Source organism: Fibrobacter sp. UWB16 (assembly GCF_900215325.1).
Taxonomy (GTDB): Bacteria; Fibrobacterota; Fibrobacteria; order Fibrobacterales; family Fibrobacteraceae; genus Fibrobacter.
Genome location: NZ_OCMS01000002.1, coordinates 43,546 through 69,400, shown reverse-complemented (window position 1 = coordinate 69,400; position 25,855 = coordinate 43,546). Strand labels below are relative to the sequence as shown.

Here is a 25,855-nt window from a genome sequence, read left to right as displayed (position 1 = left end):
TTATTTCTAGCGAACAATTTTACTGGATCCTTCGACTTCGCTCAGGATGACAGCTTAAGATGACATTTCATCTAAGTTCTAATCTCCCACCGCTTCGGTTTCAACGGTTTCAAAACGCACGACCTGGTTGCGGCCGCCGTCCTTTGCCTTGTAGAGAGCCTGATCCGCATTGTTCACGGCCTTCTTCATATCCGAGAATTCCGGTTCCACAAGGAAGGCGCCAATGCTTACCGTCACGCGAAGCGGGTCCGTCAAGTGCACGTTGAATTCGAGCTTGCCCACCGCCTTGCGGATGCGTTCAGCCGTTTCAATCATGCCTTCCGGAGTCGTATCGATAAGAGCCACCACAAATTCTTCGCCGCCATAGCGAGCAACAACGTCAATTTCCTTGCGGATTTCACCGCTAATCGCCGTTGCAATACCTCTGATGACTTCATCACCCACCGGATGTCCATAAGTATCATTCACTCTCTTGAAGTGGTCAATATCCATCATCAAGACACCGATATTGTACTTCTTGCGATCGGCACGAACCTTTTCGGTGCGGAGAGCTTCTTGCAGAGAGCGGTGGTTCATGAGTCCTGTAAGGCCGTCGCGCGTAGCAAGATCCTTGTCCTTTTCAACCTGGAGTGCACGGGCATAAGCAAATCCAGCGACCCCGGCAAACGCCTTGAGGAGTTTCTTTTCGTGATCCTGATAGCGGTTGGTGTAACGGCTTTCAAGGCAAATGGCAAGTTCTGCAGTCCTTGCATCCGGTTCAGAAGCGACCGGCATTACAAACAACTGACGAAGTTCCATATTGCGCTTTTCGGAATCGTTCAAGCGCGGCACATAATCGGCATAGCCCGAGGTAAACGAACGGAATACCGGGCGGTTCCTCATAAGAGCAAGCACAAAGATGCCCTTGTCAGACAACGTAAACTTCTTATCGACAAACTGTTCCGAATCCATACCGACGCAGTAAACAACGCGGCCAGAACCTTCTTTCTGATTGTCGAGCGCAAGAATCGTCAAACGGTCAAACGGCATGTTTTCCTTGACGTATTCGAACATTTGCTTGTAGATGTCCTTGACCGTCATGGTCTGGAAGAACTTGCGCTGGTAGCGGTAAAGCACGCTGAACTGCTGCTGTTCAATGTAATTCTGAGCCGAGACAAAGCTCTTGAAGCTCACCATGTACATTGCATGCGAAATAAACGTAAGAGCCTGGGCTTCGGCAGCCGTAAACGCATTCGGATGCAAGGAGTCCACAAGAATGACACCCAGGCGACGTTCTTCACGATCCAAGAGAGGCACACCGACCAACGAGCGAATCATTCGATTTTCGATGTAATACGTAAGGCGCTTTCCAACGAGCAAGTCGCCTTCCAAAATGCGGGATACTTCAGGGCGCAAGAGCTGGCTCAAGATGCCCATATTCTCGGTAATTTTTGCACCCGTATCGATACAGTTCGGGATATCGCTTTGGAACGTTCTCAGGCGATATTCATTTGCACTGCCGCCATTCGTAAAAATCGTAAGCGTATTTGCCTGCGGCATGAGCACCTTAAGGCAACGCAGCATATCGCCAAAAGCCTTGTCGACATCCGAATTTGCACGGGACCAAATCTGGTTTACACGGAGAGACGAATTAGGTTCGTTGGTCTCCAATTTTACATCATTCGTAAATTCATTGCGAATGTCCGGAGAGACTACCGGCGTAAGAGCCGTAGAACGCTTGCTGCTCTTGATGACCGGGAGCACAGACGTATTCGGCGGGAGACTCGGGCGGTTCATGACAGCAAGAGAAAACGCAACAACCGCAAAAGGAATCAGGAAAAGGAACATTCCCCCCTGAAATGCCAATCCCAGCAATGCACCGGCGACCACAAATAAAATCTCAGATACGGACATTTAAACCCTCTACAAGCGAAATGATCGGTATAACATGACAAACGCGAGACTGGCATAAATGAAGTGGCTGTTCCACGCGGCCCAGAATGGCGAGAGCGCTCCGTTTTCACCCATTTTAAGACCAATCCTCTCTAGAATATAATAGCTAAAAACAAGCAACAAGCCAACACCGAATTTCTGGGACAGGCCCCCTGAACGGCTATACCGGTGGCAAAGGGCAGCCCCGATCAAAAGGACAATCAAGTTCATCCAGTGCGCCGAATACTTAAACTGGAGAGCGGTCTCCATGGCGCGGGTTTCTTCGCCCGAACGCCGCAGCACATCAATACGTGCCTTGACCATCTTGGAATCCATTTCGTCGGCAAGCTGTCGTTCGTTAATCAAGTCATTCGGGTGCGTATCGATTCTGCCCTTCATGCTTTTCTGACGCACCGGCATCACATCGACGGAACCATCCTTTTTAAAGATACGATGGAAACCATTTTCGAACCGCCAAAAGCCAGCCCCCGTCACTGAATCCGTTTGAACCCAGCGGATTGTACGTACATCGTAACGTTCGACCAAGCGTCCTCGATCGCGTACAAGCAAGACCACGTCTCGCCCAGTTTTACTCTTACCCGAGTAATACTTGAAAAACCAGCTGTTTTTTTCGCTATCGATAAACGTGAAGTCCTGTTTTTCCTTGATGCGCGGATTCTTGCGTTTCTGCGCATTCGTCTCCATGATTTCAAATCGCTTGTGGTTTGCATCCGGAAGCCAGTGTTCACTCATTTCATACGAGCCAATCGACATGAGGACACCGAGGAAGAATATCGGGAGAAGCGTCTTGAACGGACTCTGCCCGGAACTCTGCATAGCGCTCATTTCAAGGTGGCGCGCCATATTACCCACGGAGGCGAGCACCGCGATAAACAATGCTACCGGGGTAATCAAGTACAAAATATACGGGAGGTAGCTCAAGTAGTAGTCGCCCACAGACTTCATTTCGCGAGCAGACCACGTTTTGATGTTACCGACAAAGTCAATCACCACAAATATGAGGACCGCACCGCAAACCACGATGAGGAACATCTTCAGGAAGTTCCAGATAAGGTATCTTGAGAATTTCATCCGAACCTCTTCGTGATTTTTCCAAAGATGCGCCCAATCTTCCTAAAGAATCGGAAGAACTTGGAATCTCCTGAGAAACGGTCTTTCACCATCACTCGCGTAAGGAATATGCCAAACACGCCGATAATGACATTCGAAATCCACATGGCAAGTTCCGGAGAAACAACCAGGCGGTCTGCAAGGTTTTCGCCACCGATAAGGCAAATCCAGTAGATGACGAAGAACGCAAGGCTATAGAGAATGCCAGTACCGATGCCACCCTTGCGCGCCATGATTCCGAGCGGAGCGCCAATCAGCACGAATACAAAGCATGCAAATGCGGTGCTGAACTTCTTATGGATTTCAACCATGTACTGGGCAGCACGCTTGAGTTCACCTTCCATGCGGCCCCAAGCACGTTCCGTCGAACGAAGTGCGGCTGTTTCCTGGACACGCACTTTACGCAAGCTCTGCGCAAACTGCAATGAATCGCCCATCGGAATTCCCTTGGCATCTGCCGGAAGAATGCTATCGCCATTGACAAAATCGCGAATGCGCAAAAGCGTCGGCAAGCGGCGAGTTTTTGCCTGCACGGCAGCCGTATCGTAATTATTACGGGCATCCGTCACCACTTCCCACATCATCTCCACCGGCATTTCGCGGTCGCTACGGTAGCTTCTGCTACGGCGTTCCAAGCGGTCATCCACGTTTTGCATGGCCAAATCCTGCGAGAAGAAACGGATACGGAAATAATTGTCTACGTCATCCGGATCGACGAGATGCGTTTCACCACTGCGCAGGCGGAGCATGAGTGTCGCCCCGTTATCGACATAATCCATCGTAGCGCTATCGGCATAGACAATTCGCGGAGCGCCCTTCTTTTCCATTTCGAAAATCTGGATCCCGTACAGCGTCCCCGACACAGGGTCAATACGGTTCACCCACAGCTGAACGCCCGGGAACTGCGTAATAAGGCGCCCGGCATCGATAAACACATGCGGTTTCTTGCGAGAAACGGCGTTCATGAGTTCCACGGACCTGTGGTTAGCTTCCGGGAGCACCCAGTTATTGAACACGACCATCAACACAGAAAGCAAGAGCGCCACTAGTAACACAGGACGCATCAGCGACAACGGCGAAATACCCGCCGCCTTCACGGCCGTAATTTCCTGGTCTCCGGACATACGACCAAACGTCATGAGGCTTGCGACCAGCACCGCCATCGGGATGGACAGAGATAGCATCCACGCAAGGTTTAAAGCAAATATTTCAAGCACCGTAGATGCAGGCAAGCCCTTGGACAGCACATTGTCCAAGATTTTGACTAAAAAGTCAACTACGAACAAAAAAGTAATGCCAAAGAGCGAAGCCAAAAAAGGACCAATAAGCTCTTTCAAGACATAGCGGACTAAAATCATTTTTCTCTAGAGTCGTTTTTTTCTACTTTACAGCATGAAAGTTAGAATTAACCAAAGAAAAAAAATGAAAAAAGTTTTCAAGAGTACCCTGTTCGTTCCTCTTTTCCTTTATATGGCAACTATGATGGGTTGTTCTACAGCCTCTTCTACAAAAATGACACACACAGAATGGTGCAAGACTCGCTACGAAGCAGCAGAAGAACTCTACAAGGCTAAGAAGTACGGCAGAACAGTCGAAAAACTAGAAGAAATCCTCTCTACCTGTGCAGGGTCAGGCTACATGGAACAGGCCCAGTTCTTGCTCGCCGAAAGCCAATTCAACCTGGAGCACTGGATTGAAGCCCGTGGCGAATACGGAAGCTTCATCGTGAACTTCCCGGGTTCCCCATTTGCAGAAACCGCAGAATTCCGCAAGGCAGTCTCTTCGTTCAACATGGAATACAGAATCGATCGCGACGAATCCAACACGACGACCGCCATGAAGGACTTTGAGCGCTACCTCGCAAACCACCCGAATACGCCGCTCCGCGATTCCGTCAACTACTATTACAACCTCCTCGTAGACCGCGTAGCCGAGAAGGAATTCCAGACAGGCCGTCTTTACTTGCGCATGGAAAAGCCGCAAGCAGCCGTCATTTACTTCAAGGAATACTTGGAGACCTACCCCAAGGCAAAGCACCGCCAGGAAGCTTTGTTCCTCATTTCGGACGCCTATACGGACCTCGACCAGTTTGACCCGGCAAGGCAATACCTCGCCATCGCCCAGAACGAAGCAGACAAGGACGAGAAAATTCTGAAGCGCATCAACAAGGCCAATGACAAAATTGCAAGCGCCGAAGAATCCTACGAAAAGCGCCTCAAGAAGGAATCCGAAAAGAAGCGCCTCCAGAAAGAAGAAAAGAAATTGGCTGAATAGGCAAACGGATGAAATTCAAGTCCAAAATAGTTTTCACCCTCCTTACGTCATTGCTAGTTTCAGCAACGACCTTTGCCGCAAGTGAAGAAAAACTGGACCACGACAATTCCATCCTATCTGTATTCGTACAGCCCTCCATTTCTTTTTTAAGCTTTGAAGAGCGTAAGTACTTCCAAGATGCCATCGACACCATCTATTATGGTTTTAAGGCGAACGCCGTCAACAGAGCCGAATCCTTGAATGTCGCCAAGCAGGACTTTCAGAAGGTGAACTTCTGCTTCCCTGTTACGGCGGGAATCCAGTGGCAATTTTTGGAAGACCACTTTTTGAGTACCGGTATCGGTTTCATCTACGACAACGAATCTGTCGTTTTGACCGACCGCAGGAGTGGCACGCATAGTTACGAATACACACTGCAAGGCGTTCCGCTTTTCCTCGAATACCGTTTTGCATTGCCCAAGAACTTCATAACGCTTAGCACAGGCGGACTATTCAGCATTGCCGTCCGTTGGTACTGGGCCTTGCCAGGAACAGAGATCTACACAACCTGGGGCTATCTGGGCGCAAAGACCCCAATATACGGTTCTGGGTTTGGCCTGAGCGTTGGTTACCTTTTTGCTACCTGGAAGAACTTTAAGCTTTATGGCGATATTGGGTTCAATTCCATTTCAGTGGAATCCGAAAAAAACTTCTCGGACATTGTCCCGAACGGTCCCAAGGAAAAAGCAAAGTGGAACCTGGGTGGAATACAGTTGCAAATCAGAGGCTCTTTTGGATTTTGGAACAAGCCTGAACCCAAGGATGACGACGACGATGATGATGACGACGGAGACAAGAAACCCAAAGTCACAATTATCGACGATACAAAAAATTCAGCAAAAACCGCCGTTCAGGATAGCGCAAAGATTGATACGAGCGTAGTCCGTGACACGTCCGCAGTTCAAGATTCATCCGCTGTGCAAGATTCATCTGCCGCACAAGATTCTTCATCTGCTGCACTAGATTCCGCGAAAATCGACACAAGCGTTGTGCAGGATTCTATTGGAACTGCGCCGGGAAATGCGCCGAAAAATACGCCCGTACCTCAAGACACGCCTAAAAAGAACGTGGATCCTGCAAACGTAAAATCAAAAGGTGACTGATGAGTTTTTGGCCGGGGGAAAAATTGCGTTATGCAGAAACGCATTTTAAGTTCAAGCTGCCCTGGTCGCTCCTTTACAAGCCGTGGCCCGAAATTATTTTCGATGCGCCATTCCAGTTTGTGCCAGGCATCGAGCCTTACCTCTGGATTGTCATGCGGGACGCAGACCATTTCCCGACAACAATTAAAAGCGCGGAAATCGTTCTAAAAGCGCGGACGCAAAATGCGCAGCAAGATGCGTTGCTATTACAAGATGCGCAGCAAACACAAGACGTGCCACAGCCGGACATCATCATTTGCAAAGATTTGAATATCGAAGTCCGCGAGCAGATGAGATTCATTCCGCTTACGCTTGGGAAAATTCCGACAGGCACATACGAAGCGCATTGCAAACTAACAGTAGAACGCGAAGGCAAATCGCAAACGTTTGAACGTTGGAACTTGCCGAGACTTAAGCCCGTCCCGCTCCGCTTTAAAGTCTTGAACGAGACGCCCCCCATCGCCCCCGGCTACGCCGCGGGCGAAATGCACTGCCACACGCACTACTCCGCAGACCATGTGGAATACGGCGCCACGCCAGAAGTTTTGCAGCTCGCTGCCAAAGCGGTCGGGCTCGACTTTGTGAACTGCACGGACCACGCCTACGACTTTGCATTCACACAAGAGGACTACACCAAGGAAGCAGACTCACCCGTTCCGAGATTCCAAAAATTGTGCGAAGAGATTGCAGCGCTCCCAAAGAAAGATGAAAACGGCAACGACATGCCGCTCATGCTCGCCGGCGAAGAAGTATCTGCAGGGAACAGCAAAGGCGAGAATGTTCACATGACTGTCCTCGCCCCCGAAGGTTACCTCCCGGGGCTCGGCGACTGCGGCCGCTATTGGCTTGAAAACAGACCGACGCGCAGCATCAAGCAAATCCTGAACATGACCGAAGCGCACTGCTTCGCAGCGCACCCGTTCCAGCAAATGGGACTCTTGGAAAAGTTCGTATTCCGTCGCGGTTACTGGAAGCCCGAAGATTTGCAACTGAAAAACAAGCATTCGATTCGCGGGCTGCAATTCTGGAACGGCATCCGCGATGAAGGCTTCAAGCTCGGCCGAGAATTTTGGATAAATGAGTTAGGCAAAGGCAATTATTTGCTCCCCATCGGCGGGAACGATGCCCATGGTGACTTGAACAGCATGACGGCTGTAGACTTGCCGCTCATATCGCTAAAGCACACCCGCGCACATACCTTCGGGAATGTCCGCACTGTTATAAAGTTAGACGACAACTGTATAAGGCGAGAGCCGCGACCAACGCAGTTGGGCATGACCGAGCCGAACAGTTGGGACTTGAGCGAAGCGAAAGTCCAAAGACGAGAGACGAGAGACGAGAGCGGTTCGACAACCATGTGTCATCCCCAATGTGTCATCCTGAGCGAAGACCGTCAGGTCGAAGTCGAAGGATCCAGTAAAGTCTCGCTGACTCTCGCCGCCATTAACGCAGCCTTCGCCGCCGACAACTGCTACATCACAGACGGTCCAGCCCTCTGGTGGGAACGCGACGATAACGGAATCACGTTCCATGCCCGCAGCAACAAAGAAACCGGCGGAGGTTTCCGCTACGTCCGCATTTACGGGCGCCGCATACAGCCAAACGGCAAGCTCGCCCCCGAAGAAGAAGTCATGATTGGAAGCCAAGTCGCTACACCCGACCACGCCGACATCCCCGTTGCAACGCTCGGTTTCGCCTACGTCCGTGCCGAATGCGAAACGGCAACCGGCAAGTTTGCGCTCACGTCTGCGGCACAGTTGCTCTAACAGCGTTTCAAAAAAAATCAGGAAGGTAGCCATGCCCCGCTTTATGTCGCCCATGATTCGCCGCAGACCGGATACAGACAAATTCGAAACAGAGTCACGCACAGTCGATACAAGCGAGTCGCTCGCAGTTCCGTCAGCATTTCAAGAATCCGCGCCATCCTCGACAGAACAAAGCATCGATTTTTCGCAGACCGCGCAGCCTTCAACAGAACAGGGCTCCGAGCAACTCGAAGAACAGCCCCAAATTCCGCCCGACGTCCGCATCAGCGAAGGCGGTTTCAGGCAAATCCGCGACGAGAGTCTCGTGCTTTTGTCTCAAGGCATTACGCACCGCATCGAGCGCTCCGAAGAAGGCCCGTTCCAGATCTTCGTGGAGCCCGAAAAACGCCGTGCAGCGCAATTTCAGATCCGCCTCTACCACCGTGAAAATCCACCGCGCGACGAGAACCCGCCACTTCCGCTCAAGTTCACGCTACACCCGCTGTGGGTGCTTGCCGTTCCCATTGCCTGCACGCTGTTGGACTTTTCCGATATTGCCGTCCAGATGCACAATGCAGGCATTGCCGATGCATCAAAAATCTTGCGCGGAGAATGGTGGCGCACGATTACCGCCATGACACTCCATGCTGACAGCCGCCACCTCGCCAGTAATCTCGTCTCGGGATTCTTGGCGCTAAGCCTTTTGCACTACAGAATTCCACTTGCTAAGCTCGTGCCGTTCCTGGCAGTCGCAAGCGCCGTTGCCAACTTCTTCGTCGCACTCACAGTGCAGACAAGCTTCCGTTCGCTCGGCTTTTCCGGCTTCGTTTTTGCAACCATCGGTTGCCTCGCCGTCATCGAATTCCGTCTCATGCCGCGCGAAACGCACGGCCTGCTCCGCCGATTTGCGCCGCTCTGCGGCGCCGCCTCGCTCGCCGTATTCCTCGGTCTCGGCGAAAACGCCGACATCCTCGGCCACCTGTACGGATTTATCGCAGGCCTGCTTTGCGGATTTATCCCGACAAAAAAGACGCTCCGCTGGGGAGCGCCAACTGTCGCAACCGACATCTTTGGAGTCCTCGCCTACTACGCACTGTTCGCCATAGGCTGGACACTCGCCATTTAACAACAGGCCTACAGCGTCGATCCTGCTTTTGAATTTTTATCGTTTAGCTTTTTCAATTCAATAAAGAACTTTTCAACGACCTGTTTCTGAATACGTTTTTGCTCGTCTTCACTAAAATTGTGGTTACGCGATCTAAACTCAACTGCAAGTTGATCGCACTTCGCCTTATCGTACTCATGCGTCTCGCACTTGATTCCGCTATCGACCACATCGTTCACAAACTTTTCTGGGGAATCTCCACACGCAGTGAAAGATAATGACACGACGGCCACAATTAAAGCCCATAAAAATATTTTCATGGCCCACCCTCCCTTTTAGGTTGTGTATAAAATCAATATACTTTTTTTATAAGTCGTTGATTGTAAATAGATTTTTATGGTAAGCACATAAATAAAAAAGCCCGTCCCCGATAAGGAGACGGACTTAAATTTTTCAAAAATCAGCGATTAGAGAGCTGCGAGGAACTTGCGAGCCTTATCAGCGAATGCGCGATTGTCGCCGTAGACCACAAGGAGACGTTCGGCAGTAGCCTTAGCCTTGTCGCTTGCACCGAGCTGCTGATATACAAGAGTGAGCTTCCACATGGCGTCTGCAACCATCGGGACCTCGTCAGCCGGTTCGTCCTTCTGGTAGCGGTCTTCCTTGTCGCCAGTGCGCTTGCCGAATTCTGCAATGTACTTTTCGAGGAAGTTTGCAGCAGCGGAGAAGTCGCCCTTTTCCATCTTCACAGCGGCAAGACCATGCATGGCAGCCGAACGGACGAGAGCTACAGAACCAGCGTTATCAAGAGCGTTCTGGAAAAGGAGGGCAGCACCATCGAAGTCCTTTTTTTCGTACTTGATATTAGCAGCGAGGAGAGAAGCCTTGGCAAGAGCAAGGCCTTCGAGCTTGCCAGAAGCAATCTTGTTTTCGAATTCAACAAGAGCGCTATCCTTTTCATTTGCATAGAGATAAGTAAGGCCCACACCGATGAGTTCGCTCTGTTCGGCAGCGGCAACCTTGCGAGCTTCCTTATACTGGACAATGCCAGCAATGAGAGCAAAGATAACGACGAATGCCACAGCGATCTTCGTACCGTGCTGGACAAAGAAGGCTTTAAGTTCGGAATTATTGTTATTAGATTCGTTAGCCATATGTTAAGCTTCCATGTTTAAAATTTTCTCGTAGACCAATCATAGAAAAAAAAATAAAGGTTGTCAGTAAATCTTGACAAGAAATCATTGTTTTACTATATTTGTCCCCGTTCGCCGCTCTAGCTCAGCTGGTAGAGCAGCTGATTCGTAATCAGCAGGTCGGCAGTTCAAATCTGCTGGGCGGCTCGAAAGACTCCTCGGACACAAGTCCGGGGAGTTTTTTTTTCATGTCATTCCCGCCTCCGAGCGGGAATCTCCTTTTATATACCAAAGCCTTTTTGTAAGATTTTCAGCAAAAACGTACGACTTGCGAAACGCGCCCTAAATAACTAAATTTGGCACTCTATGAATCCGAATGGCGCAATCATTGTACAAAGTAACCTCGAAATTATGGTCGAGGTCGATAATCCTAATTACACTACCGCACGTGATGCAATCGCTCCTTTTACAGAGCTTGTCAAAAGCCCAGAGCACCTGCACACTTACAAGATTTCTCATTTGAGCTTGTGGAACGCTGCCGCAACAGGCCTCCGCGCTCCTGAAGTTCTCGAAAGACTCGAAAGCCAGAGCCGCTACCCCATTCCGCCGACGGTCGTCACGGAAATCGAAGACTACATGGCTCGTTACGGCTTGCTTCGTCTCAAAAAAGAAGACGGACGCTTGACGATGGAATCTGATGATAAATTAATGTTCCTTGAAATTTGCAAGCTCAAGGACGTTGAACCTTTTATTATCGAGCACATTGACGACACGCACGTCGTTGTTGACCCGGAACGCCGTGGTCACTTGAAGATGGTCCTTACCAACGCAGGTTTCCCGGTCGAAGACTTGGCCGGTTACACCGTTGGCGACCCGCTCCCCATCCAGCTCCGCGAAACAACCGTTTCAGGCAAGCCGTTCAAGCTCCGCGATTACCAGAAGGATGCCGCACAGGTGTTCTACGCCAGTGGTAGCGAAAAGGGCGGTTCCGGTGTGATCGTTCTCCCCTGCGGTTCCGGTAAGACTGTGATTGGCCTTGCCACAATGGCTTTGGTACAAACTAAAACTTTGATTTTGACTCCGAACATTTCGTCTTCGCGCCAGTGGATCCGCGAAATCTGCGACAAGACGAACCTTACGCTTGACCAGGTCAAGGAATACTCCGGCGAAGTGAAAGAAATCGGCCCGGTGACGGTTGCCACCTACCAGATCTTGACGCAACGCAAGCGCGCCAAGAAGGGTGACGAAAACAAGGAAGGCAAGGAACCAGAAATGACCGAAGAAGAGGTCAAGAAGGAACTCGCCAACTTCCCGCTTTTCAGCCAGGAAAAGTGGGGCCTCATGATTTACGACGAAGTGCACTTGCTCCCGGCTCCGGTGTTCCGCTTGAGTACCGAAATGCAGGCCACTCGCCGCCTGGGCCTTACGGCAACGCTCGTCCGTGAAGACCACAAGGAAACCGAAGTGTTCAGCTTGATTGGCCCGAAAAAGTTCGACATTCCGTGGCGCATCTTGGAAGCACAGGGCTGGATTGCCACCGCTGACTGTAACGAAATCCGCATCCCGATGGATCCGGAACTCAAGATGAAGTATGCGCTTGCCCCCGTGCGCGACAAGATTACGCTCGCGAGCACGAACCCCGAAAAGACGGACATCGTCGAACGCTTGCTCAAGTACTTCAGCAAGCCGGATGACCGTGTGCTTATCATCGGCCAGTACATCGACCAGCTCGAAGCGCTCTCCGAAGACTTGCAGATCCCGCTGATTACAGGCAAGACTCCGAACAAGGAACGCGAAAAGCTCTACGGAGCATTCCGTTCGGGCGCGCAGAAGAACCTCATGGTTTCGAAGGTCGGTAACTTCGCTATCGACTTGCCGGACGCCAACGTGCTTATCCAGATTTCCGGTACCTTCGGAAGCCGCCAGGAAGAAGCACAGCGCCTCGGCCGCGTATTGCGCCCGAAGAGCGACGGCGGCGCCGCCCACTTCTACAGCATCGTGACGCAGGATTCCAAGGAACAGGAATTCGCCATGAACCGCCAGCTGTTCCTCACGGAACAGGGCTACGCCTACAAGATCATCAAGCGCGGTGACTGGGACATTCTTATGAGAACTCCTGAAGAACTCGCCGCACGCAGCTAATAAGGATTACATTACGGAAAACAGCCCTGCCAAAGCAGGGCTATTTTTTTTACGAATAAACACGCCAAAAAAAAATCCAGCCCTTTGGACTGGATTATGGGAAAAGTATAGGATTAAAGATTACCTGGAAAGGCGGCTCTGCTGAAGAGCCTCCAACCGAGCCTTCGCCTCGGCAATTTTTTCTTCGGAAAGACCCATATCACGCAAAACAGTCACAGTGTCGTTTTTATTTTCTAACCGTTCCCGTTCGCGACCTCTAGCCTCGCCCTTGGCTTCTGCTTTGAGCCAAATCTCGGCTTCGATAGCTTCATCAGCGTGTTTATCGAACATGTGTTCCTCCAGGGCTTTTAGCAGTTCAGGTTTTATGCGACTTACGCGCAAACGGTTGAGGGCGTCCCTAAAGATCGGGTCCTTCGATTCGGGAACTTCAAGCGGACCTTGCGACAAGAGTTTCAGCCAGTAGTCCTCGCGTGAACTGATGTTCTTGCGTATCCTCTTAAAGCTCGGCAAGTCAACTACAATATACCTATTTTTACTGAAAACGGGAAGAGCCTTATGCGTCGCATCGCTATGGCGAACTTCATCCTCGCTATAGACCGCCCAGGTGTCCTTGAAAATATCATCTGACTTGAGAATCGAGAAATTACAAAGCCAAATGGAAATCATTTCAGGTAGTTCATAGAAATGAACCTTGCGCTGTTTTTCGTCCATCGCCTTAAAATACGCCGAGCGGTTGTATTCGTACTTGCCTCGCAATGTCTGGTAGGAATTGTAGAGTTGCAGGCGGTCAAGAAAGAACGGATGATTTCTATTCTGCATCTCTATGTTGAAATAGCGATTGTCCTTGGTGGTTACCCACACATCAAGGCGCGCGGAGTCGTCTTCCGGCATGAAAACGTCAATGGGCTTTTCGAACTCATAATCAAGATCGACGATTTCATGGTCGCTGTCGAACCCAAGCAAACAATTCAGCATGTCGCGGATGGTATCCTTGTCATCCATCAGCACACGGAACGTTTCGCTGTAATACGGAAGCAGGAACTGTTCGCCCTGCGCATTTGTGACGATATAGTAGGCGTTCTTTTCTGAAGTCGTGTTTTCGGTCATTTGTTTTCCTTTAGGGGGATGTTTGTAATATGGCCCCCATTACATTAACACGCTTTTTTGCCGGATTTGTCCTACGTTTTCGACGTAAATTTTTACATACTAATGTACGCATCAAGATTTGACTGGATGCCACGAATTAACTGGATTCTTCGCTACGCTCAGAATGACGAATGGCACAATTTGACTGGATGCTTCGGCGTTGCCTCAGCATGACGAGAGTGCTGAAACATCCCCGCACGCTTTCAAAACAAAAAAGGCTCCGCCGTGGCGGAGTCTTTTCACTTAACGAGCATTCCCAAAGCTATGCGCCCGGGCCGTTCCATCCGGACGGATCGCTGCCAAACGGGTCGCTGCTCTGAAGGAGGCTTCCCTCGGTCTTGAGGAGGATTTCCTTCATTTCAGGTTTCTGGTATTCTTTTTTCTGTTCTTTTGCGTTTTGCATAAAACTCATTCCTTTTTACTTTTTAACTCTCTTGCCGTAGTAGGCGCCACGGGCGCTCGGCGTGCCACGGACTGCGCGGCCCTTCAGGTCAAACTTGCGCACGCTTGTGCCTGTCGTGAACTCGCCTGTGCGTGTATTGAAGTGGCCAATGACCGTCGTGTATCCGTCTTCTCCGACAATGACCACCTTCATGCTTTCCGGGAGATCGTCAATGGAAGACTTTGCACCAAGAACGTAATCGCCGTAGGCACGTGCCATCTTAGGAGCGCCGCAGGTTCTGTTCGTGTTGATGAGGTAGGCGCGCAACGGACGGAGGCTTGCACCGGCCGTGAACTTCACGAAATCACCTTCAGAAACTTCGTCGTTGGAGCCACCGGCAAAGCCGTAGACCCTGCACAAGTCTTCGTCACCTTCCTGCCAGGACTTGTAAGCATACGTTCCGCGGAATTCCCAGCCATCGTTCTGGGCGTCAGACTTGGTCACGGCAGCTTCGGTCGGCAGCAATGTCACGCCGCCGTCAATGCCGAGCTTTGCACCGGTCATCTTCACCATGTACGGCGTGTTGGCCTTCAGATCCACATGGGAGGCAGAAGCTTCCCACACGACCTTCATGCCTACAGCCATTTCGCCCTGTTCCTTGACAATGCGGGCAAACGAAAGCACGGAATCCACGCCGCTTAACTTGCTCGTATTCACGTCGAACGGGAGAACGATTGTCGAATAGCCCTGCGTCGAGAAGTCGCGGCTAAATTCAACACTTGCAACTTCCAGCGGTTCCGTAATAACGATTCCATCACCTTCGCCGTATTCGCCGTCGATTTCGGCACGCTTGCCGTTTTCGTCTTCGAGGACCTGCACGGCAGCGTAATGCGTTGCCTTCGGTTCCACGTTCAAGGCTCCCGCGACAAACGAAATCTCGTAGTTGCTGGCGGTCAGGCCGCTAGGCGTAATCGTATATTTGCCGACCTTGTCGAGCTTCTTGTAATCGTAGCTATACGTGAGCTTACCACCCAAAACCGACTCATTTTCTTCGCCGATAAAGCCACTGTATTCCACGCCGTCATTTGCAGGTTCATCGCCGTAGGCGATTGTCTTGTCCTTGGCGGTGATTGTAAGCGGAGCCTTCGCGATTACCACTTCGATTGTTTTCGCTTCGAATGCGTTCCAGTTGTCACTTTCTGCGACCTTGTAATAGACGGTATAAGTCTTTGCGTCCGTGGCAGCTGGGATTTCGGCGCTGTATTTTTCACCATCGAGGCTGTAAAGCAACGCTCCGAAGTTGGCGTTGCCTGCTGTTACAAGTTCCTGTGCTTTGCCGCTGTAAACGAGCTTTTCCTTGGCTGCCAGTGCTTCCACAGAGATATCAGCCTTCGCGATAGACACTTCGATTGTTTTCGTTTCAAGCGCGTTCCAGTTGTCACTTCCTTCGACCTTGTAATAGACGGTATAGGTCTTTGCATCCGTGGCAGCAGGGATTTCAGCACCGTAATTTTCACCATCGAGGCTGTAAAGCAACATTCCGAAGTTGGTCTTGCCTGCCGTTACAAGTTCCTGGGCTTTGCCGCTGTAAACGAGCTTTTCCTCGGCGACCGGAGCTTCCACAGAAACAGCAGCGATCTCGACTGTCAGCGTGCCTGCGGCAAAGGTAATCTCGTAGTTGCCGGCTGTCAGGCCGCTAGGTGTAATCGTATACTTACCGACCTTGTCGAGCTTTTTGTAGCTGTAACTATACGAGAGCTCGCCACCCAAAACCGACTCATTTTCTTCGCCGATAAAGCCACTGTATTCAACACCGTCATTTGCGGGTTCATTGCCGTAAACGATGGACTTGTCCTTCGCGGTGACGGTGAGCGGAACCTTGGCGATTGTAAATAACTTTTGGACTTCGCCGTAATATTTTCCAGCCCCCTTGACGATTACTTTAGCCGTATCGGAAGCGTTCAAGTTGTCTTTATAAGCAAGCGTGTAGTCCTTGCCCAGTTCAAGCACATTTTCGCCGATGGTTACAACAGGTTCCGGGCGAATCGAATCCCCGGTGTAGGTTGCGCCGGAAATATTGGCGATAACAATATTGTCGGGGAAAGGCTTGGGCGGCGTAAGCGTTTTGTTTTTGATATATTCGAGATTTTCATCAGTGAGCGTGCCGCTATATACGATGTCTTTCTCGTCCTTGAACGACTTGCCCTCGGCGATGGAGACTGAGCCTTTTTCGCAGTAGTAGCTGCTTGCATAGATGAAGTCGGTGCTGTTCGTCCAGCCAAGGGTAATATTTCCATCCCAGCTGGAGATGCCGTAACCGTTTTTGCCTGTGGCCATGACGCTGCCGCCGCTTATCATGATATTGCCAAAAACGCTGTAGATGCCGACACCGTTTTCGCCAGTGGCCGTGACGCTGCCGCCACTTATCGAGACTCCGTCATAACCGTAGATGCCGTAGTTTGAGCCAGTGGCCGTGACGCTGCCGCCGCTTATCGTGACTCCGTTAGAACCGTAGATGCCGAAGCTAGAGCCAGTGGCCGTGACCTTGCCGCCGATTATCGTGATATCGCCAAAACGGCTGTAGATGCCGTTACCGCTTGAGCCATTTGCGATGGCGTTCAAAATTCCGCTTTGCCCGTTCTGCCCGTAGATGGTCAGATTTTTCGATGCATAGATTCCATATTCACCTTCAGTTTCAATCTCCATCTTCGCACCGTCCGCGAGGATGAGATGAGCTTCACCGCTAAACTTGACTTGGCTCGAGTATTTCACCTTGCCCTGCACCACGTACCAGCCGCCGAGGAGGTCATCTTCTACATATATGTCATTAGTGAGCAAAATGTAATTCTTGGTTTCATTTGTTCCGCCGTTTTCGTCGATGTATTCGACAGGCGTATTCTCATTCCAATGTGCGTAGGCAGTCGTGTTCTCAGTGACTTTGACCGTGAAGTCGAATTCCGAGCCGCCTTCGGGTGAGGTGAACCAGCCGACGAATGCGTAGCCACTATGGAACGGGTGCTTTGACGGGGCTGAGACATGGCCTTCTCCGTCAACGGCGATTTCAGCAAAAACATCCGAAGCTCCGCTGAAGTTATCGACAAAAGATACGCTTACACCTTCAAATGGTTCGAGTTTTTGACCTTTGAAGTCGGAAACTTGACCTTTGGTGAGCGTGCCTCTATACACGTAGCCTTTTTCGTCCTTGAACGACTTGCCCTCGGCGATGGAGACATTTTTTTTATAGTCTCTAAGAAAGTAGCCGTTTGCATAGATGTAGTCGGTGCTGTTCGTCCAGCCAAGGGTGATATTGCCAGAATAGCTGGAGATGCCGTAGTTAGAGCCAGTGGCAGTGACCTTGCCGCCGATTATCGTGATATCGCCAGAATAGCTGGAGATGCCGTCGTTAGAGTTAGAGCCAGTGGCAGTGACCTTGCCGCCGCTTATCGAGACTCCTTTATCACCGTAGATGCCGGGATAGTTTGTGCCAGTGGCCGTGACGCTGCCGCCGCTTATCGTGATTCTTCCATTACTGCTGTAGATGCCGAAACAGAACGAAGCTTTTGCGGTGACGTTCAAAATTCCACCTTGTCCGCTCTGCCCGTAGATGGTCAAGTTATTCAAAGCGTAGATTACAAACCTACTTTTACTTTCAATCACCATCTCCGCACCGTCCGCGAGGATGAGATGAGCTTCACCGCTAAACTTGACTTGGTTCGAGTATTTCACCTTGCCCTGCACCACGTACCAGCCGCCGGGGAGTTCGATGACTCCATCTTTATTGGGTTTATTATCCTCTGTGAGCACGGTGTAATCCGTAACACTCTTCGGCGCGCCATTTTCGTCGATGTATTCGACAAGTGCATTCTCCTTCCACTTGGCGTAGGCTGTCGTATTGCCGGTGATTGCAGCGGAGAAGTCGAATTCTGTGTTGCCGTCTGTGGCGGTAAACCAACCCTCAAACGTGAAACCGCTGCGAATCGGGTCGTTGGGCTTTTTGACGTGAGCAACACCGTTTTCGTCGAAAGTAGTCAAAAGCATTATGGGGTCGTCGCCGTTCTGAGCATCGAACGTCACTGCGTAGCAAGGCTCAAGTCTATTGCCCTTAATAGCGGAAAGTTGCTCGCCAGTGAGCGTGCCGCTATATACGATGCCTTTCTCGTCCTTGAACGACTTGCCCTCGGCGATTTGGACGGAGCCCTTATTGCTGTAGTAGTAGCTGCTCGCCTTGATGAAGTCGGTGCTGTTCGTCCAGCCAAGGGTGATGTTCCCAATGCTGCTATGGATGCCGTAGAAGCCAATGCCAGTGGCCGTGACCTTGCCGCCGCTTATCGTGACTCCTTTAGAACCGTCGATGCCGTCTTTTCCGACGGCCTCGACGCTGCCGCCGCTTATCGTGACTCCGTTATAACCGTAGATGCCGGAACCGTTTGTACTTGTGGCCGTAACCGTGCCGCCGCTTATCGTGACTCCTTTATCACCGTAGATGCCGTAGCCGTTTGTGCCAGAGGCCTCGACCGTGCCGCCGATTATCGTGACTGTTCCCTTGCCGTAGATGCCGGAACCGATTTTGCCATTTGCGGTGGCGTTCAAAATTCCACCTTGTCCGCTCTGCCCATAGATGGTCAAGTTATTCAAAGCGTAGATTCCATACATACTTTCACTTTCAATCACCATCTCCGCACCGTCCGCGAGGATGAGATGAGCTTCACCGCTAAACTTGACTTGGCTCGCGTATTTCACCTTGCCCTGCACCACGTACCAGCCGCCATTAAGGTTGATGACTCCATCTTCATTGGGTTTATTATCCTCTGTGAGCACGGTGTATTCGCCTGGCTCACGGATTTGCGTCTTACCGTTTTCGTCGATGTAGGGGATGCCAATTTCCACCTTCAAATCTTTTTTCCCCACGGTAACGCTGTTGCCCTCAATACGTTCACCATTGACAAAATACACTACACTGCCGGAACCAGAGAAACCGAAGGTGACCGTTTCGCCAGCCTTGTAGTAATTGACACCGCTGATAGTCGCAAAAGCGTCGCTGATGGTAAGATTTTCAGGTACACTCACGGTATAGGCATCGACCGTCAGCACCACGGTGATGTAGTTGAAGAACTTGTTTTTCGGAACACTCACTCCGATGGAGGTTGAGTTTGGGGCGATGTTGGAGGAAGACGCTTTCACAGTATTATTTTCCTTGAACGTCACGCTTTTTAAGTAAAAGCCCTCTTTGCCCACCTTCACCTGGAAATCCGTTTCTTTTTCGGTCCTGAAGGCCGTCGTGGATGTCGATTTGTTGTTTTCGTTTTTGTCGGTCTTGTCCAAACCTTGATTGGGCTTGAAAGTGATTTTGTAATCATCGTTCATGGTGTGCCCTTCGTTCGCAGGCCAAAGAGTTTTAATGCCATGATCCCAGGAAGCGACTTCTTCGCCTGTTGCGGCATTATAGATATGCGCCACAGGTAAAGTGCCTTGGACTTCGATTTTGTAAGTCAAGGTGACATCCACTGCCCATGCGGTCGAAACAGCCGCAGAAAGGAGGAAAATTGCTAAAAATGCGAATATTTTGATGTTTTTCATAGGGTAAAGCATCCCATTTTATGTTAACTCGCGTCAAATTTAAAAAAGAGGTAAAAAAAATAAATAGCCCAAATGGGCTATTTTTAGGGTTATTCTGCCGCTCCTGCTCACGGGCTATTTTTAAAGTCACTGGAATTTTCTCCCTTTGAACGTCAGCACGACGTGACAGGGCGTTTCCTTACTTCACGGCAATTCTTGCAGTACGAACCATGCTATTGCTTTCGACACGCACCAGATAATTGCCACGGTTCAAATGAGCGAGGTTAATGCTCTTGGAACCATTGACAGATTCGGCAAACGTTTCGACCAGATGACCGGTCAAGTCGAACACTTGCACACGCACCATCGAAGATGTGGGCACAGCAACCGTCAGCGCATTGTTTGCATAGCCAAACTTCACGCCGTTCATTGCCACCGTCACGATCTTAATGGTCTTTTCGCTAGAGCTGGACTGCTTTACAGAACTGCTACTGGATCCTTCGCTAGAGCTCAGGATGACATTCGAGCTGCTGGACTGCTTTGCGGAGCTACTACTGGACTGCACTACAGAACTGCTACTGGATCCTTCGCTAGAGCTCAGGATGACGTTCGAGCTGCTGGACTGCACGGCAGAGCTAGACGAAGACTTCGCGGAACTTGAAGATGTCGCCTCCGAGCTCGAAGATGCAACGACATTAATCTTGCCCGTTACAGTCTTTGTTTCTCCATAATAATCCGTCAGTTCGAACGAATAAACGTATTCATGGGCCGCCATTTCAGGATCCACAGTTCCATAAATCTTAACTTGTTTTTTTTCTTTATCTTGTTTCACTTCCAAATCAGCAAGGATTTTTTTACCATTAATAAGTTTCACATGGTTGTACTGATAAACTATCGGAACAATCTCTTGGCCAGCAACAACCGTTTGATTATCGCTACCTTCAATAACATCGAACGACATAACCCCAGCTGCTACATTAATCGTCGCCTTGGCACTCGCATTGTTGTCGACTGTAAGCACAACTTCATGCGGACCCTTAGCACTTTCTTCAACCAGCCCAGTAATAGTCACCGTATTACCATCTTTTTTAAGCACGTAACCACCCGGGAAATTCGTAAGCTCAAGATTAGAGCCATGTTCTACCTTGAAAACAATCGGCTCGATAGAATCGCCGGCAGTCAGCGACTGCGTTTCATTTTCAATGACATATACCTTCGTCTCTACAGACTTACGAATCACATCAACGTTTGCAAAAGCGGTATCATTGTTATTTTCACCAATTGCAATAATTCTTATCGAGTATAATCCACCCTTCAAATTCTCATCGACAGTTCCACTGCACGTGAGCTTATTTTCTTCTACACTATACGCAAACGATCCTTTTAACGATCCTTCGAACTTAAATGAAGATAAACTTTCATCGACACGAACATTCGCAAACTCGAACACGACGGGCTCAATCTCATTGCCCGCCAGGACTTCCTGTCTTGCTTTTTCACTAACAAGCTTTATTGATGTGCGAGCCTTGCCACTTTCCACAACAATCGTTCCCGACAGGCTCTTTTCATCGCCTTGGTCGTTCTTAACAGTGACTTTGTATTCATAATCACCAGACATTACATCGCTATTTACAGAGCCGACAATCATGATTTTATGTTTTTTTTCATCAATATTCTTTACAAGTCCAGACGGGAGTCCACTTACGCTATAACTTGTTATTCCCTCGTAATCGAAAACGATAGATGTAATAGACTTACCCGCAGTGACTTCCTGATTCACGTCACCGCTACTTTCATTCCATTTTAAAGACAACGTTTCTTCTTTTTCCAGCACAGTGAACTCGAACTCTGTCTTGGCGAACTTGCCATCAGCGTCTTTGACGACGATAAATGCAGTGTACGTACCAGCGGGAATATCATCTCTCATCTCTCCCGCAATTTCACAAGCGGGCCCCTTAGTCCACCTTTTCGACAAGCCCAAATTTTCCAAAAAGTTCGTCGATGAATATTCTGGTACAGCATCTTCGCCAAGGCCAGTATTTTCATATAGAATTTTAACCGGCTTAATTTCATCGCCAGCATACACGGTCTGGGAAAGTTCCCCTGACAGAACCTGTTGCGTGATTTTTTCCGAAGCCTCATACGTTTCAGCGGCATTTGCTACCGCAAAGAACAAGGCAAAAGCCAACGCCATGAATTTTTTCATACAGCCCTCCATTTTTCGCCCCTAAAAAGGGCCAAGGTCACCTACTAAATTGCAAATATAAAAATATTGAAAGAGCCGCATTCCCTGCGGCTCCATTCCGATTACTTTCCGAGCAGTCTGTGGTTCACGTGCGCTTCGACGACGTTCACCACATAGTCCCCCAGCTTTTCGCAGTCGTTCACCACATCCATGTAATGCACACCTATCTGGTAGCTGTAGCGCTGCGCATTGATATCTTCGATATTCAAGTCCTTGAGTATCTTGCGGTAATCGTTGATTTCAAATTCAAGCGTCATCGTATTCGAAGCCTTCGTATGCGGCTTGTCCTCGATAACATCCACCATCTGCACTAGCGCCTGGTCGCAAAGTTTCATCATGTTTTCTATGCGGCTGTACTGTTCCTCGGTAAAATCTTCCTCAAGATGGAACTTGCGGTTGATGGCGCGAGCCATGTTGTAGCAAGCATCGCCGATACTTTCGATTTCAGAAATTTCCTTTTGCATGCACTGCAACATCGTCTTACTTTCGATACTCAAGCGACCGCCGCTGACCTTGTTCAAGTATTCACCAATTTCAATTTCGAACCTGTCGCTGATGCCTTCGTACTTTTCGATGCGGGCGAACAGCTTTACAAAGTCCTCTTCATTTTTCATCTTGAGGAGGTCCGGCAAGAAGCGGAACATTTCAAGGGTGCGTTCTGCAAAAACGTTAATTTCCTTGCGGGCTTCAAAGAGCGAAAGTTCGGCCGTACTCATAAGGCCGCCACTGATAAACTTGATGCGGAAATCTTCGCCATCGTCCTTGTCCTTGATAATCTTGCAGATGAGCTTTTCCATCGGCTTGATGAACCAAATCAAAAGGAGCACGTTGCAAAGGTTGAATGCCGTATGGAATCCGGAAAGCGCATACGTCACACGAACGCTCGCCTGGGCGATTTCTTCTTGAGTTTGCGGCACAAATGTCGGATCGAAGCCAACCACATGGCAAACCATATTCACAAACGGGTTAAATACAATGAGAATCCACACCACGCCGAACACGTTAAAGAGCATGTGAGCCAAAGCCGCGCGCCTAGCCTGCGTACTTGCCGAAAGAGCCGCCAAGTTCGAAGTCACCGTCGTACCGATGTTTTCACCCATCACAAGTGCAATGCCCTGGTAAATCGGGAGCACGCCGCTACTGCAAAGGATAAGCGTAATGGCCATGATGGCTGCCGAAGACTGCACGCACATCGTGAGGATGCCGCCGAGCAAGAGGAACAAAAGCGTACTGAAAATGCCCCAGCCACCCGTCGAGGCAAAGAAGTCGATAATCGTCTGGTTATGCGACAAATCCATCGCCACGGCGTTTTCGCGGAGCGTCGTAAGGCCGAGGAACATAAAGGCAAAACCGAAAACAAATTCACCAAAGCTCTTCACGCTATTTTTGCGGACATACGTGAGCACGATTCCAAGCCCAAAGAACGGCCAAACAACGCTGCTCATGTTGAACTGGAATCCGAAAATCGACATGATCCACGCGGTCGCTGTCGTACCGATGTTTGCGCCCATAATCACGGGGATAGCCTGTTTCAGCGTCAAGAGTCCCGCGTTCACAAAGCTCACGGTCATCACAGTCGTTGCCGTCGAAGACTGCACGGCGGCGGTCACGAACGTACCGGTCAAAAGTCCGCCCACGCGATGCTTTGTCATAGTCCCAAGAACAGTACGGAGGTGTCCACCGGTAAGTTTCTGCAAGCCTTCACTCATCGTCTTCATGCCGAACATGAGGAGAGCAAGGCAACCTATCATTTTTAAAATAGCGAGTATCATACGACCTTAGTTGTTTTAGAAGATTTAAAATCAATTCTGACTTCGGTGCCGAATCCGACAGTCGATTTCAGATGTATTGCAGCATGATGGACTTCGGCAATGTGCTTGACAATGGAGAGTCCAAGGCCCGTGCCGCCAGTTTCCTTGGAACGGCTCTTGTCCACGCGGTAGAACCGTTCGAATATGCGGGACTGGCATTCTTCAGGAATTCCAATGCCCGTATCTTTCACGACAATGGCGTTTTCTTCAACGACGACAACGACCTTTCCGCCTTGTTCCGTGTAGCGGATGGAGTTGTCCACCAAGTTGAAAATCATTTCGAAAAGCAATTTCGAATTTCCTGTAATTTCGGAATTGCGGTTGCCGTCAAGCGAAAGCTGGATATTTTTCTTGTTCGCATTCAGCATCAAGCCTTCGATACAGCTCTGAGCCAGATTCCAAAGGTTGATTTCTTCGTTGAGGTCCAAAGGTTCGCTTTCACGGTCATTGAGCTTGGAAAGTGTAATGATATCGTTGGCAATCGACTGGAGGCGTTTCGCTTCCTTGTGAATCTTGCCTGCAAAAATCTTGACGTCTTCGGGTTTCGCCATGCCGCTTTCAATCAGTTCCGCATAACCCGAAATCGATGTCAGCGGAGTTTTCAGTTCATGCGATGCGTTCGCGGTAAATTCATCTTTCAGATGCGAGATTTTTTGTTTTTCATTCGAGAGCTGTTCAATCGTCAAGCGCAGTTCAAGATCCTGCTTGCGAATCGTATTGACAAGCGGTTCAATTTCCTTATAGACGTTCTCGATATTCATCCATTCAGGCGTGCCGAGCTGGTCCACAAGCTTTTTCAGCGGGCTGATAAACGCACGGCTAAGCCCAATCGCAATCAAGATTGCAGCGGCGACAATGGCCGCAAACAACGCAATCAGATACGGCATCGTCTTTGAATACGCCTGTTGCAAATTCGCTTGGCGCATCCCGAGTCGCAATACATTGCCATCATTCAAACGCTTGGCAAAATAAAACGCCTTGGCCTGCAATGTAGAGGAATACCGCAAATCTTCGCCAAAACCTTTCTCCATCGCATCGGAAACTTCTTCGCGATTGTAATGGTTTTCCATTTCGGCAGCCTTCGCATCGCTATCGTAAATGATTTTACCGGTCGAATCAATCAGCGTGATTCGCAAGTCGGCACTAGCAAACCGTGCCAAATTTTGCGGTTTGCTTTCGAGCGATTCGTCAATGTAGGCAGTTTCGATCAACCGCAGGTTTTCACGCAAGTGGACCTTGAGCTGGTCCGCCATTTCGTCTTCGAAGACTCGCACCGTAAAAAATACAGCCAAGAGGGCGGCAATGACACCCATATAAATCAAGCTGTATCGTATACGGTCTTTCATTGCGCTTTATACCCGACGTTACGTATAGTTTGAATGATTGACCCTTGCTCGCCCAGTTTTTGTCGGAGCGTCTTAATGTGCATATCGACGGTCCGCGTGTCCATCTTGAAATCGATACCCCAGATTTTTTCCAAAATCTGTTGCCTTGAATAGACAACCCCCGGGTGCGACAAGAGCAATTTCAGAAGTTCGTATTCCTTGTACGTCAATTCCACATTGTCGCCGCCAGCCACCACGGTGTGTTTTGCCTCATCGAGCGTAACGCCATCCAGCGAAATAACTTTCGATTCTTCGGCTTCAAGATTTATACTCGATCGACGGAGCAACGCCTTGACACGCGAAACAAACTCCAAAATGCCAAAGGGTTTTGCAATATAGTCATCGGCCCCCAAATCAAGGCCCTTGACCTTGTCCAACTCGGAGCCCTTGGCCGTCAGCATGATGACCGGGACGTTCCTAGTGCTTTCCTGAGCACGGAGACGCTTTAAAATGCTAAGACCGTCTTCGCCGGGGAGCATAATGTCCAAAATGAACAAATCCGGAACGCAGACTTTGACCTCTTCATCCAGCTTTTTAGCACAATCGAATGCACTAACTTCAAAGCCACTGCTCCTAAGTGCATAGGCTTCCATTTCGCGGATTTCAAGATCGTCTTCTACAATGTATATCATACCTAAAATATACGATTTTAGCAAATATCAAGATAAAAAGTCCATCGAAGGAATGCAATGGCAAAAGCAAAGACTT

The 25,855-nt window shown here is 49.7% G+C and carries 17 protein-coding genes and 1 tRNA gene; 6 read left to right on the top strand and 12 right to left on the bottom strand.

The features are described from left to right. Positions 1–78: 78 nt before the first annotated feature. The 3 genes from CRN95_RS05690 to CRN95_RS05680 are packed head-to-tail and all read right to left on the bottom strand — an operon-like array spanning position 79 to position 4,400. On the bottom strand, positions 79–1,893 hold the full coding sequence (locus CRN95_RS05690) for a sensor domain-containing diguanylate cyclase (protein WP_088630752.1): 1,815 nt from the start codon (positions 1,891–1,893) through the stop codon (positions 79–81). 9 nt (positions 1,894–1,902) lie between these two features. Beyond that, on the bottom strand, positions 1,903–3,003 hold the full coding sequence (locus CRN95_RS05685) for an LptF/LptG family permease (RefSeq protein ID WP_097020333.1): 1,101 nt from the start codon (positions 3,001–3,003) through the stop codon (positions 1,903–1,905). After that, positions 3,000–4,400 carry an LptF/LptG family permease gene (locus CRN95_RS05680; protein ID WP_088630754.1) on the bottom strand — a complete coding sequence of 467 codons (1,401 nt, stop codon included), beginning with the start codon at positions 4,398–4,400 and terminating at the stop codon, positions 3,000–3,002. The genes CRN95_RS05685 and CRN95_RS05680 overlap by 4 nt, the downstream gene beginning before the upstream one ends. Positions 4,401–4,434: 34 nt before the next feature. On the opposite strand from CRN95_RS05680, the gene bamD reads away from it, so the two are divergent. From bamD to CRN95_RS05655, 4 genes are read left to right on the top strand one after another with little or no spacing between them, the layout of a single operon-like run. Further along, the gene (bamD, locus tag CRN95_RS05675; protein ID WP_088630755.1) at positions 4,435–5,316 is read left to right on the top strand and encodes an outer membrane protein assembly factor BamD; all 882 of its coding nucleotides are present in this window, start codon (positions 4,435–4,437) and stop codon (positions 5,314–5,316) included. 8 nt (positions 5,317–5,324) lie between these two features. Then, a complete protein-coding gene (locus CRN95_RS05670) occupies positions 5,325–6,458 on the top strand; it encodes a hypothetical protein (protein WP_097020332.1) in 1,134 nt (377 codons plus the stop codon). Then, complete coding sequence (locus CRN95_RS05665; RefSeq protein ID WP_235002897.1) at positions 6,458–8,263, top strand: PHP domain-containing protein; 1,806 nt, start codon at positions 6,458–6,460, stop codon at positions 8,261–8,263. Before CRN95_RS05670 ends, CRN95_RS05665 begins: the two co-directional genes overlap by 1 nt. Positions 8,264–8,294: 31 nt before the next feature. After that, on the top strand, positions 8,295–9,368 hold the full coding sequence (locus tag CRN95_RS05655) for a rhomboid family intramembrane serine protease (protein ID WP_097020331.1): 1,074 nt from the start codon (positions 8,295–8,297) through the stop codon (positions 9,366–9,368). Between the two features lie 8 nt (positions 9,369–9,376). Here CRN95_RS05655 and CRN95_RS05650 read toward each other — a convergent pair whose 3' ends face one another. Continuing rightward, positions 9,377–9,667, bottom strand: coding sequence for a hypothetical protein (locus CRN95_RS05650; RefSeq protein WP_088630758.1), 291 nt, complete (start codon positions 9,665–9,667; stop codon positions 9,377–9,379). Between the two features lie 147 nt (positions 9,668–9,814). Then, entirely contained in the window at positions 9,815–10,501 is a 687-nt protein-coding gene (locus CRN95_RS05645; RefSeq protein ID WP_088630759.1) for a tetratricopeptide repeat protein, read from the bottom strand. Between the two features lie 113 nt (positions 10,502–10,614). Between CRN95_RS05645 and CRN95_RS05640 the strand changes: the two genes are divergently transcribed. Together CRN95_RS05640 and CRN95_RS05635 are read left to right on the top strand one after the other, a co-directional pair. Next, a tRNA-Thr gene (locus tag CRN95_RS05640) sits at positions 10,615–10,687 on the top strand. A gap of 159 nt (positions 10,688–10,846) precedes the next feature. Further along, entirely contained in the window at positions 10,847–12,622 is a 1,776-nt protein-coding gene (locus tag CRN95_RS05635; protein WP_097020330.1) for a DNA repair helicase XPB, read from the top strand. Between the two features lie 120 nt (positions 12,623–12,742). On the opposite strand, the gene CRN95_RS05630 is transcribed toward CRN95_RS05635, so the two are convergent. The 7 genes from CRN95_RS05630 to CRN95_RS05605 all read right to left on the bottom strand — a co-directional run bounded on the left by CRN95_RS05630 (position 12,743) and on the right by CRN95_RS05605 (position 25,779). Next, positions 12,743–13,729, bottom strand: a complete 987-nt coding sequence (locus CRN95_RS05630; protein WP_097020329.1) for a PD-(D/E)XK nuclease family transposase — start codon at positions 13,727–13,729, stop codon at positions 12,743–12,745. A 301-nt stretch (positions 13,730–14,030) separates the two neighbouring features. After that, a complete protein-coding gene (locus CRN95_RS14800; protein ID WP_159462279.1) occupies positions 14,031–14,171 on the bottom strand; it encodes a hypothetical protein in 141 nt (46 codons plus the stop codon). 15 nt (positions 14,172–14,186) lie between these two features. Continuing rightward, complete coding sequence (locus CRN95_RS14990) at positions 14,187–19,727, bottom strand: MBG domain-containing protein (protein ID WP_235002896.1); 5,541 nt, start codon at positions 19,725–19,727, stop codon at positions 14,187–14,189. Between the two features lie 178 nt (positions 19,728–19,905). Then, entirely contained in the window at positions 19,906–21,912 is a 2,007-nt protein-coding gene (locus CRN95_RS05620) for a T9SS type A sorting domain-containing protein (protein WP_235002895.1), read from the bottom strand. Between the two features lie 101 nt (positions 21,913–22,013). Continuing rightward, a complete protein-coding gene (locus CRN95_RS05615) occupies positions 22,014–23,723 on the bottom strand; it encodes a Na/Pi cotransporter family protein (RefSeq protein ID WP_097020326.1) in 1,710 nt (569 codons plus the stop codon). Next, positions 23,720–25,075: an ATP-binding protein gene (locus tag CRN95_RS05610; protein ID WP_235002893.1), complete on the bottom strand. Its 1,356-nt coding sequence runs from the start codon at positions 25,073–25,075 to the stop codon at positions 23,720–23,722. Before CRN95_RS05610 ends, CRN95_RS05615 begins: the two co-directional genes overlap by 4 nt. A 29-nt stretch (positions 25,076–25,104) precedes the next feature. Next, positions 25,105–25,779, bottom strand: coding sequence for a winged helix-turn-helix domain-containing protein (locus CRN95_RS05605; RefSeq protein WP_072827532.1), 675 nt, complete (start codon positions 25,777–25,779; stop codon positions 25,105–25,107). Positions 25,780–25,855 lie beyond the last annotated feature (76 nt).

Excerpts from the sequence above, each read along its gene's own strand:
- CRN95_RS05620 (WP_235002895.1), bottom strand. The coding sequence starts at position 21,912 with ATGAAAAAATTCATGGCGTTGGCTTTTGCCTTGTTCTTTGCGGTAGCA.
- CRN95_RS14800 (WP_159462279.1), bottom strand. The coding sequence starts at position 14,171 with ATGCAAAACGCAAAAGAACAGAAAAAAGAATACCAGAAACCTGAAATG.
- CRN95_RS05650 (WP_088630758.1), bottom strand. The coding sequence starts at position 9,667 with ATGAAAATATTTTTATGGGCTTTAATTGTGGCCGTCGTGTCATTATCT.
- CRN95_RS05655 (WP_097020331.1), top strand. The coding sequence starts at position 8,295 with ATGCCCCGCTTTATGTCGCCCATGATTCGCCGCAGACCGGATACAGAC.
- bamD (WP_088630755.1), top strand. The coding sequence starts at position 4,435 with ATGAAAGTTAGAATTAACCAAAGAAAAAAAATGAAAAAAGTTTTCAAG.
- CRN95_RS05680 (WP_088630754.1), bottom strand. The coding sequence starts at position 4,400 with ATGATTTTAGTCCGCTATGTCTTGAAAGAGCTTATTGGTCCTTTTTTG.
- CRN95_RS05670 (WP_097020332.1), top strand. The coding sequence starts at position 5,325 with ATGAAATTCAAGTCCAAAATAGTTTTCACCCTCCTTACGTCATTGCTA.
- CRN95_RS14990 (WP_235002896.1), bottom strand. The coding sequence starts at position 19,727 with ATGAAAAACATCAAAATATTCGCATTTTTAGCAATTTTCCTCCTTTCT.
- CRN95_RS05665 (WP_235002897.1), top strand. The coding sequence starts at position 6,458 with ATGAGTTTTTGGCCGGGGGAAAAATTGCGTTATGCAGAAACGCATTTT.
- CRN95_RS05685 (WP_097020333.1), bottom strand. The coding sequence starts at position 3,003 with ATGAAATTCTCAAGATACCTTATCTGGAACTTCCTGAAGATGTTCCTC.
- CRN95_RS05690 (WP_088630752.1), bottom strand. The coding sequence starts at position 1,893 with ATGTCCGTATCTGAGATTTTATTTGTGGTCGCCGGTGCATTGCTGGGA.
- CRN95_RS05615 (WP_097020326.1), bottom strand. The coding sequence starts at position 23,723 with ATGATACTCGCTATTTTAAAAATGATAGGTTGCCTTGCTCTCCTCATG.
- CRN95_RS05630 (WP_097020329.1), bottom strand. The coding sequence starts at position 13,729 with ATGACCGAAAACACGACTTCAGAAAAGAACGCCTACTATATCGTCACA.
- CRN95_RS05645 (WP_088630759.1), bottom strand. The coding sequence starts at position 10,501 with ATGGCTAACGAATCTAATAACAATAATTCCGAACTTAAAGCCTTCTTT.
- CRN95_RS05605 (WP_072827532.1), bottom strand. The coding sequence starts at position 25,779 with ATGATATACATTGTAGAAGACGATCTTGAAATCCGCGAAATGGAAGCC.
- CRN95_RS05635 (WP_097020330.1), top strand. The coding sequence starts at position 10,847 with ATGAATCCGAATGGCGCAATCATTGTACAAAGTAACCTCGAAATTATG.
- CRN95_RS05610 (WP_235002893.1), bottom strand. The coding sequence starts at position 25,075 with ATGGGTGTCATTGCCGCCCTCTTGGCTGTATTTTTTACGGTGCGAGTC.